At 36.9% G+C, this 9,085-nt stretch carries 9 protein-coding genes; 1 reads left to right on the plus strand and 8 read right to left on the minus strand.

Translation table 11 applies throughout. The features are described 5' to 3' along the window. Positions 1-173 precede the first annotated feature (173 nt). Complete coding sequence (locus tag I6E24_RS02370; protein WP_235325949.1) at positions 174-1,544, minus strand: ATP-binding protein; 1,371 nt, start codon at positions 1,542-1,544, stop codon at positions 174-176. Between the two features lie 217 nt (positions 1,545-1,761). On the opposite strand from I6E24_RS02370, the gene I6E24_RS02375 reads away from it, so the two are divergent. Beyond that, positions 1,762-3,108 carry an ATP-binding protein gene (locus I6E24_RS02375; RefSeq protein WP_235325951.1) on the plus strand — a complete coding sequence of 449 codons (1,347 nt, stop codon included), beginning with the start codon at positions 1,762-1,764 and terminating at the stop codon, positions 3,106-3,108. A 213-nt stretch (positions 3,109-3,321) separates the two neighbouring features. Here the strand turns inward: I6E24_RS02375 and I6E24_RS02380 are convergent, their stop codons facing one another. The 7 genes from I6E24_RS02380 to I6E24_RS02410 form a co-directional block, all read right to left on the minus strand. Continuing rightward, positions 3,322-3,681, minus strand: a complete 360-nt coding sequence (locus I6E24_RS02380) for a Fic family protein (protein ID WP_235325953.1) — start codon at positions 3,679-3,681, stop codon at positions 3,322-3,324. Then, positions 3,671-4,879 carry a GIY-YIG nuclease family protein gene (locus tag I6E24_RS02385; RefSeq protein WP_235325955.1) on the minus strand — a complete coding sequence of 403 codons (1,209 nt, stop codon included), beginning with the start codon at positions 4,877-4,879 and terminating at the stop codon, positions 3,671-3,673. The genes I6E24_RS02380 and I6E24_RS02385 overlap by 11 nt, the downstream gene beginning before the upstream one ends. Continuing rightward, a complete protein-coding gene (locus I6E24_RS02390; protein ID WP_235325957.1) occupies positions 4,876-7,095 on the minus strand; it encodes a DEAD/DEAH box helicase in 2,220 nt (739 codons plus the stop codon). Before I6E24_RS02390 ends, I6E24_RS02385 begins: the two co-directional genes overlap by 4 nt. Beyond that, entirely contained in the window at positions 7,092-7,574 is a 483-nt protein-coding gene (locus I6E24_RS02395; protein WP_235325959.1) for a DUF3990 domain-containing protein, read from the minus strand. Before I6E24_RS02395 ends, I6E24_RS02390 begins: the two co-directional genes overlap by 4 nt. Beyond that, positions 7,571-7,798 carry a DUF3791 domain-containing protein gene (locus I6E24_RS02400; protein ID WP_235325961.1) on the minus strand — a complete coding sequence of 76 codons (228 nt, stop codon included), beginning with the start codon at positions 7,796-7,798 and terminating at the stop codon, positions 7,571-7,573. Before I6E24_RS02400 ends, I6E24_RS02395 begins: the two co-directional genes overlap by 4 nt. An 80-nt stretch (positions 7,799-7,878) precedes the next feature. Next, positions 7,879-8,559, minus strand: a complete 681-nt coding sequence (locus I6E24_RS02405; RefSeq protein WP_235325963.1) for a hypothetical protein — start codon at positions 8,557-8,559, stop codon at positions 7,879-7,881. Beyond that, the coding region (locus tag I6E24_RS02410; RefSeq protein WP_317218720.1) for a type IIL restriction-modification enzyme MmeI at positions 8,556-9,085 on the minus strand (530 nt) is incomplete at its 5' end. The genes I6E24_RS02405 and I6E24_RS02410, both read right to left, overlap by 4 nt.

Below are 9,085 nucleotides of genomic sequence, written 5' to 3' on the forward strand. Positions count from 1 at the left end.
TTTTCTGTTTTATAATTATTAATCAATGAATTGACGTACAAAAACCTTGCCAAAGTTTTAAAAGTGAATTTAATACAATACAAAAAACACTTTTCGAAAAGTGACTTTTGACTGAAAAAACACCTTTCGAAAAGTGTTTCTTTCCTTAATAGTATTGAAATGGAATCAAAGGATTATTCTTCTATAATTTCCCAATAACCTTGTTTTCGTCCCCCTATGCGTTTAAGTAGTCCAAGTTCTTGAAGGCGTGAGAGATTATGAATAATGCCCCCCATTGTTGCATCAGGGATATTCTCATATAGCTCTTTACGTGTTGCATTAGGATTTTCATTTAAATATGATAATATATTCTTTTGTTGTTCCGTAAGGTTTTGTATGGTCTTTTGTATGGTCTTTTGTATGGTCTTTTGTATGGTCTTTTGGGTAGTTGCCCTTTCAGGATACTCAAATTTGAATATTGTCCATATGCCGGATGCATCATAACGGAATTCAGGTGTAGAGAACCCGTCGTTTTTACAATCCGTAATTATACGTTCAATACCACGCCCCCAGGCTTCAATTTCTCCGGAACGGAAGAATGTATTTGCTATATCAGGATTGTAAGGGAAACTTCGATGTGAAGAAAGTAAAGTTTCTACAGTCCAACCATCCGGCAGTACACCTCCATTTACTATTTCCATTTTATTCTCATAAACGCGGATTTGTATCGGTGATGGTTCTGCATAATCTTTATTAATACACGCATTCAATAATGCTTCACGCAGAGCTTCTCTTGGTACAGGTAAAGTTTCCACACGTTGGATTCCCTCGTAAGTAATGATGGCTTTCATATATTTGGTACACAGCAAATCCATGAGTTTCGCTATTTGTTGAAACAGATTTCCGTGAACTTCATCCTGATATACCAAGTCCATACCTTCACGAAAGAAACCAATCTTGACAAAAGCTCCTGTAACATATCGTTCAGGGTCTGGATGAAACAGCAAGGCGGCAGCACGCTTTAAATAATCGCCCTCGTAAAGTCGTAATTTTTCTAACAGTCCGTGATTATCGTCCATAAGGTCGGCTTCCTCCATGCGCCCGCTTCTTTTGGCATATTTACGAAATAAATTAAAAGTGGCATTATCCAGGTCTTTTTCATTCAAATATGGAACAGGCACACCATCCCAAGTCTTTCCCTGCTTGCGAAGCATGAACCGGTCAAGTGACGCACCTTTCAATTCCTGATTTGTAGCACCACTTCTCTGATAATACTTGCCACGATAACTTATAGGATAAGGATATGCTTCAGTCACAATTTCCAGATATACTTTTTCTTCTTTTTCTTTTTTATTCACGTCTACCAGAATACCGAGCATATCACGTACCTTATTAGGTATATCTTCCATCAGTTTTTGGGCATCTTGCACTCCGCATATATCACCATTGTCTTTTATGCCGATATAGAGTATTCCTCCTTGTGCGTTTGCAAAACCGCATATCCATTTCAGATAATCATCCCTCCATGATTCTTTGAATTCTATGTTCTGTGATTCGGTATTCATTGTGTATCTTTTAGTTGCGTGTGTTACAAAGATACAGATAATACTTTAAATTATAATATTATACATTTAGTTTTTATGATGTCTTCTTATTGTAGCTGGTATCTTGATTATAAAGAAATCATGGAAAAGCGGCAAAAAACCGCATTTATACCTTGGAAAAGCGGCAAAAACTATGTATTTTTGTCTTGGAAAAGTGGAAAAATAAAGATATTGCATTATGTTGAAGAGAAAAATAGACACATATCTGACTAATTATTACGCGACTAACCGTAATGCTCTTTTGATTACCGGTGCCCGTCAAATTGGTAAGACCTACTCTATCCGTGAGTTTGGAAGGACATTCAAAAGTTTCATCGAAATTAACTTTCTTGAGAATCCTGATGCGGTAGCTCTATTCAAAGGAGCTAAAAACAGCTCGGATATATTGCTAAGACTTTCAGCTATCACTACTAAACCACTTATCAAAGGCGAAACTCTTATCTTTTTTGACGAAGTCCAAAAATGTCCGGATATTGTTACAGCAATCAAGTTTCTGGTAGATGAAGGTTCATACAGATATATATTGAGTGGCTCTTTATTGGGTGTTGAACTGAATGACCTGCGTTCTGAGCCAGTGGGATATATGGGTGTTAAAGATATGTATCCAATGGACTTTGAGGAATTTATCAGTTGTGTGGGTATTAATCAGCAGGTCATTGACTCTCTCCGCACTGCATGGCAAAACAGGACTCCGGTGGATGAATTTGTCCATTCCAAAATTATGGAACTGTTTCGGTTATACTTAGTGGTAGGTGGAATGCCGGCTGCTGTAAGTAAGTATATCGAAACGAATAACCTGCAGGAAGTAATGGCAGTACAGAAGGATATTATAAAACTTTATAAGCGTGATATAGCCCAGTATGATTCCAACAACAAGTTGAGCATCGAAGAGATTTTTGACTTGATTCCGCCGGAACTGAACGCAAAAAACAAACGTTTTATATTAAAGCGTCTGAATGAAAATGCCAAGTTTGAGCGTTACCAGAACAGCTTCTTGTGGCTAAAGAATGCCGGTGTTGCATTGCCGGTATATAATATAGAAGAGCCAAAACTCCCTTTATTGCTCTCCCGCTCAAGAAATCTTTTCAAACTCTTTCAAAGCGATATAGGTCTTCTCGCTGCACAATATGCTGAAGGAATACAGTTGCGCATAATCAGTGGGGATAAATCAATAAATTTTGGCTCAGTCTTCGAAAATGCTGTTGCACAAGAGCTGGTAGCACATGGTATTGATGTCTATTATTACAACAATAAAAAACGTGGTGAACTGGACTTTGTTATTGAACTTGCTGGAAAAGTTCTTCCTATTGAGGTAAAGTCAGGAAAAGATTACGAGGTACATCGTGCGCTTACAAACATCATGGATTGCAGTGAGTATGAAATTCCGGAATCAATAATTTTTAACAATGATAATATTAATGTCAGAGGAAAATATATTTATGCCCCAATTTATATGGTGATGTTTATTGAGAAGAAAAACGATGCTCCAACATTCTATAAAGTTGATTTGAGCGGACTAAATTAAGTGATAAAGTTGGCTTCATGCTTTTTATCTGTTTCATAGGATTTCAGCAAACACACAATCCGGTTGCTATAAAATATAACCGCTCCCCATCTCTTGCAAACCTTTTGCAAAGCCTTTGCAAGCATTTTGAAAACCATTTAAACAGTGTTTAAACGCTATTTAACCACTGTTTAAATGGATTATTTTCTTCGTTCATCTTTATTATCTAAATCGTTATTTGCTATTTTTCAAAGTCTTCTTCAATGCTATACCTTTTGCTGTAAGGCGATATTTTTGATTTTGACTATTGGGTTTATCTGGTATTGTTAGTTCTATATAACCGTTATTAATTGCCGGAATTAAATAATCCGTTCTAAAATAATCTCTATTCTTAATTAATAACATATTCTGCAATTCCGAACGTCCCATTTCTCCCATTAAAACAGAAACGAGTTTTGTTATTTGTACACTTGCATGGTCACTTGCATGGTCACTTGTACTTATCGGAAAAGTAATACGGATAAAATTATCAGTAAACTTAAAACAATCTTCCCCATACTTATAAAAGAAGATGTTTTGCCATCTATTTTCCATTCAAATCTATCAACTGTTCTATGTTCTTGTCGTAAGCTACAGGCTTACCGTTAATGATATACATTATGGCCTGTTCAATTACTGTGAATGGTACCACGAACCATTCCTGTGGCTTTATTCCATCTACAGTCACTTGTAACTGAACATCATCGAAAAGTTTGTGTATAAGAGATTCGAATACTGAGCTTTTCACATTGTATACTCGCCATGTAGCTACGACTTCAACATCCGCACATAAATATGTGGGTTCGTTTTTTGCATTGGCTATACGTGCCTCAAGCGGAGTAGTCGTAAAACCTATTTTGTACAAATTCTTGATAGCTTGTATCTCCGGATCTTTCGATAGTGAGCGAAGTACATATATCAAACCACTCTCCACATCATTATCTGTTATGGAAAACTGCTTGTTCAGGAAATCATCACCAACATCCGACATATCTTGTACTGTGTATCCCGTGCTATAAAGGTTTTTGCAGAGTGTTTGCATGTATATACCTGATTCCATGCCATTCTCGTAAATACATCGTGTACGACTGTCTTTTCTTCCATGACGATTTTTCTCTATCTGGTCAAGACCTGCTATGTAAACAAGAATGCCATCCTCCACAAAATACCGTCCTTGCGCCACATGAGCATCCTTGAATTTTATCAAACGATATTTTCCTGATTTAAGTCCTGCGTGTATAGCCTTGAATCCTGCTTCATAAGAACTGAAATCCTCACACTTTACTCTCTGTGCCACATAATCAGCCTCACGCCTTTCTTCCAATTTACGCTTCATATAGTCCGGCAAGTCAAACAAGCTGCTGACAGTCTGGCTGACATCTTCTAAAAGAGGGTCGGAAAAGATAGCTTCAAGCTGTTGTTCCGGTGTCTGAGTTGTTACCCCATAAGATACCGGTGACTCTGAAACATTCTGGCTCTCTTCTTCATTCAGTATTCCGGCTGTATCGTATGGACGACAACGTTCTTTTTTAGCCGGGTCGCTCATAATGCCTTTCAGCTGATTGTAAAAACTACGTTCTTCACGTTCATTACAATTTTGTGGCATACGTCCGTTCGTTTCCACAAATTCTACAATCTTCTGAAATCCGGCTATCAGACGGTCGCTCGATGTCACTTTCTTTTTGGGAGCAGTAACATCTGCCAAAAGCGGATCTTCAAAAATCTTTTCCAGTTCTTTATCCCAGTCTATCATTGTTTTTTAGCGAGTGATTGTTGTTTCAGTTTACGCAAATATTCTATTGCCATAGCTATACGTCTTCCGTTAGCATCGGCTTCATTGAGTGTAGGTATCTGTCCGTTATGCTCTTCTCTCCATTTAGGCAGATACTTTGTGAATAGTAGAATAGCCTCTTCACGTGACATTTCTTCCTTGTGTTCCTCTATCTCGTATTGTATAGTACGCAAAACCTCAGGTGTCAATGATTTTGACAATATTTCGTATGCCCTTTGGAATGGATTTATGGAATCTATAAGATTAATTGATAAATTGTCAAGATTCACAAATTTATTAGCCAAACGGATAAATTTGTTTCCGTTATCATCAGTTGTTATATCCTGTCCCTGAGTCGCTATAGTCAGTATGGCATGTTTAGAAACCTGATCTACTTCCTCTTCCGTAAGGTCTTTGTATTTTTCGGCAATAATCTTCGGGAAATAAACCTGTGTGATAATCTCTGTCATATCAGTACCTATAATGGCTTCCCTTATGCGTCTGTCGGATAATGTTGTTGCAATAAGTGTATCAAGGTCATTATCTATTATTGCCTGTGCCCGTTCGGTAGGCGTTGGCAGTCCTTCCACATCAATGGTATGTTTGCGGTCTGTTTTTCTTCTCTGCTGCTTTGCTTCCTCTTCTTCAGGTGTGTTTTCTTCCCTTTTGGTACGGAAAGTCCATCGTGGAGCCATAACCTGTTCCATAAGCAAGGACACGGATATTGCTTTAAGGAAGTCGTTTACTGCCATAGAAACATCTTCCTGTGCAGCATCAGGGCAAGGAATCAGATTGATGAACTGTGCATGACTTTTGCCTTCACAGTCGCGTGTACAGCGACCGATAATCTGTACAATTTCAGTAAGCGAAGAGCGTATTCCGATAGTGATACAGCATTCGCACCATGTCCAGTCAAATCCTTCTTTGGCTGTACCAAGAGCTATCAGTATGTCGAGAGAATCGCGTGAGTTCATTCTTTGCAGATATGCCTGTAGTGCTTCTCTACGTGACGGAACATCTTCTACCAAATCACCTACTTTCAGGATACGTCCGTCAGGAGTACGTACACGATAGATATAATGTTCATAATCTATATCAATTATTTCACCTATACAGTTTATTATATCTGCAGCTTGATCATATTTAGAAGCGTATGTAGGTTTAGAATTTACATTAGGAATATGTATCAATGTTTTCTTAGTGGTATCAAGTGCTTCCGGAATAGCTGTTATGTACTTCCCTGTAAAGAACTGATAACCAATACCCAAACTTTTCAGATACTTATATCCGCTAAGTTGCTGATAATAGTTATAGTTTATGGTAGGCTGAAACTTTGCTTCATCTTCCGGACGCATCACCGGTATGTCATCTCCACGGAAATAACTTCCAGTCATGGCTAATATATGCGCAGAAGTTTCGTTGAGAAGCCTTCTGATAAGTTCTCCCAAGTTATTGTTTGCGTCGGCAGAAGTGTGATGAAACTCGTCAATACCAAAGAATACGTTGTTCAGCAACTCATTAGGAATCTCTTTCATTGCATTACGCAATGTACTATGTGTGCAGACCAATATCTTAGCCTTGTCCTCAGGCTTTAGAAACTCTCTCAGAACTTTACGTTTCGATGTTTCAGAGCCTAACGAATCACACAGGTTGTAATACGGTGCGACTTTCCAGTCCTCAAAGAAACCATATTCTTTCAGGTTGGTATTTCTGAATGAACGTCCGATAGATTTTTCCGGTACTGCTACTATAACTTTTCTTATATCCTGATTTGCTAATTTATCCAATGCTACAAACATCATGGCACGACTTTTACCGGATGCCGGTGGAGCTTTTACCAATAAATATTGGCGATGCTTTTGTTCGTAAACCATCGCTTGCATCTCGCGCATACCAAGTTCATTGGTTGTGCTTGACTGTCCTGTTTGTGCATATTCTATATTTACCAGATTATTGATTGCCATATTTGTTCCCTTTCTGTTAAGTTCGTCCATGAATTCCTGATACAAAGCAACCGGCCCGTAGTGCCACAGCTTGGTGGTTTCATCGGCAAGTTTCTTGTATGTTTCCGAATTATAGAAACGTCGCATAGCTTCTATAATTGTAATATGAGACTCATGGGCATAAATCTGTGCCAGTCTGCTTACTTTACTTGGCAATAGCAAATACAGATTTTTATCAGATATTTCCAAATTCATAGACTTACCTCCTTTATTTCCTTGAATTTCAGACAGTCGATTGAACGTGTTGTGTGAAACAGCAGCTGATCTACCAATATATATGTTTTCAGCTCCTTAATGAGTTCCTGTTTGTTTAAAAGGCCTCCTTCATATAAAGCAAAAGCAGCATATACACGGTCGTTTGCCACAGGACCCCATACTATATCGTGCGTATGGCAGAAATTTATATCAGTACGGTTTGCCATTACAAAGTCAAGCCATTCTTCAGTAGGTTCTGAAAAATGAAGAATGTCAAGCTGAGAAGCACTGATTTCGTCAAATTCATATACATTAACGTATCCTTTTCCTCCTTTTCTACCCAATTTGCGCTTAACCCAAAGCGTAGCTTGTTCTTCTGATGTTGTAGTGTAGAAACCGTTTCCATAATCCAATGCACGATTGGCTTCCCGTATTTCCGGTTTTTCTACCTGTTCTAAACTGCCGTGATATAATATCATTTTATTATTTCTTTTTTCTTGTTATTAATCAGTTCGTCTATCTCTTCCATCAGCCAATGATGTCCCTGAGTATGGAGTATCTCAAAGTTCTCTTCCAGATAGGGCAGTACATCGTATTTATCGAACAGAGAAAAAGTTTCTTCTCCGCTCAGTTGATGTTTCTTTCTGTATTGTTCTATGCAGAAAGAAAGGAAATAGGCTATATCGAGTTCTTTGTCGTTCATTTCTTATTTTTTAGAGTGTTATATCAAATGAAGTTCGCAAAATCTTTTTATATATCATTTTATTATTTTCTGTAGTAAACTCACTCATCTAAATAATTCAATGATACTGTTTTAAAATTAGCAATATTATCAAGTCGTTTTTCAAATTTTTCCATTAATTCTTCATATCCAATTCTTATGAAAAGATAATTTGGATGATTACGAATGAAATTGTCATATTCTTGATAAAAACCTTTGAATTTTTTGATTGTATTTAAAAGTTCTTCTTTACTTGTACAATATGCAAAAGATGAATTTGTAATATTTAGCATATATTCTTTTAGTTCATCTAATAACCATTTATACCCTTCTCGTTTATGGTCTACAGATAAGGAATATTTTATAGCTGAATGAAAATGTAAAAAAGCCTCAAGATCCATATTCTGTGTTTTAAGGAATAATCTTGCTTGTAAAATTTCAGTACTTTCAGCTTGTTCTTGTCGTAATATATCCAATTGTTTTTGATGATTTTCCAAAGATGTCTTTAAAGTTTCTACAGCATTAATTCTTTGTCTTAAATCAATAGCGTTGTATATTTGATAACCTACTAATAAGGTAACAGCAATTCCTATAAATCCAGCTATTACACCTATATATGTATCAATTGTTACGACACTATATGGTTCCACCTTACAAATAAACACAGCTAATGCTACTAATGATATAACAAAAGCCATTAAAGAAAGCCAGAAACTCCAATTTATTTTTACATACTCTTTCATTTCTTCGTCATTTTAGCATACAACTTAAACAAATATTCCAAACGTTCTTCATCTGAAGAAAAAGGTTCCTGACGATAGCAACGTTCTACTGCTACATCAAGATTATGATGTACTTCCTTTAAATCCTCAGGCATCGTTTCAGGGTTATACATTTCACCTAATGTCATGTCAAAATGTTGGTCACGTATATCTAATATGCACTGTGCTAACTCCTCTAATTCTTTTTTTTGTATTTCGCTGATTGAGGGGAAAGGAAAAGTATTATAACAAAGTTGAGCTGAATATCGATATCGTGTTTCTAATCGTCCTCCTATTATTTTTACCCAAGCCATGTGCATCTTGCTTGTGAGAATACTGAAAAGCCATAAAGGGGCATCATATATTGCAAAAGCCGAATTGGAAACAACAGTTCCAGAATTTAAAAAACCGATTGGAATATATTCGCGACGTTCTGAGGATACAGCAGGTATAATAATGCATTCAGTTTCTTTATAACGGATTTCTCCAAATTTATATGGAACTATAG

It is taken from the genome of Bacteroides caecigallinarum (genome assembly GCF_021530995.1).
GTDB classification, from domain to species: domain Bacteria; phylum Bacteroidota; class Bacteroidia; order Bacteroidales; family Bacteroidaceae; genus Phocaeicola; species Phocaeicola faecigallinarum.